This window comes from Mesorhizobium sp. M7A.F.Ca.US.014.04.1.1, assembly GCF_003998745.1.
In the GTDB taxonomy this organism is placed as follows: domain Bacteria; phylum Pseudomonadota; class Alphaproteobacteria; order Rhizobiales; family Rhizobiaceae; genus Mesorhizobium; species Mesorhizobium ciceri.
In genome coordinates this window covers 1-829 of the sequence record NZ_RZRW01001212.1, presented here as the reverse complement: position 1 = coordinate 829, position 829 = coordinate 1, and the positions used below count along the sequence as shown (strand labels likewise).

The following is an 829-nucleotide window of genomic DNA, read 5'->3' as shown; positions in this document are numbered from 1 at the left end:
ACTTCGCCGGATCGAGCATCTGCTGTTCGGTGAAATAGAATTGTTCACGCAGGTTCGACTGATCCCACGGCACCTGGCGGCCGACGGTGAGCGCCTCGGTCTCATTGCGGACGCGGATCATCATGTCCGAAATGCTCAAGCCAGGAATTTCGACGTTTTTTAGAAGCGCAGTGGTGAACGGGCTGTTTTCGCCTGTTCCGTCGACGGTGACGTTGCCGGGCTGGGTGGCGAAGGCGACAAACGTGTTTTCGCCGACCTCGACCTGCGCCAGACCGTTGGAGATGTTGGCGCCGCTGCCCAGCGGATTGTTGCGGCAGGCATCAAGGAAGATGAAGGTCTGACGGCCGCGACTGGCGAATTTGGCGATCACATCATTCAGCTTGACGGCGTGCGCCGTCAGCTTGTCCAGGTTTTCCGGATCGGGCGTATCGATTGGTAGCAGGTAGTTTTCGCCCTGCAGCTGCATGCCGTGGCCGGCGTAGAAGATCAGCACGGCGCTGCTTTCGGGCAGCTTCGCCTCGGCGTCATGGAAAAGCTTGACGAAGCCATCGGCGGTAAGATCGGTTCCAGTCAGAACCTCAAAGTTCAGCCGCTTCAGGCTGTCGGACAGTTTCGTCGCATCGTTGACCGCGTTGGCGAGGTGCTCGAGACGCTTGCTCTGGTAGTTCGTGTTGCCGATGACGATCGCCAGCCGGTTGCGCGGCTGTAATGAGGCGTTCTGTTCGACCGCGGCGCGAACGTCGATCGTGCTCAAAATCGCGAAAAGCATGAGCAGCGGGATGCGCAAGTATCCGTGGCGGTGGGTCATATCGGCATGCTCGTTCCAGCC

The 829-nt window shown here is 59.3% G+C and carries 1 protein-coding gene; it reads right to left on the bottom strand.

The window, feature by feature from the left end; translation table 11 throughout:
- A partial coding sequence (locus tag EOA22_RS35640) for a caspase family protein (protein WP_245478790.1) occupies positions 1–754 on the bottom strand: 754 nt, incomplete at its 3' end.
- Between the last annotated feature and the right edge of the window lie 75 nt (positions 755–829).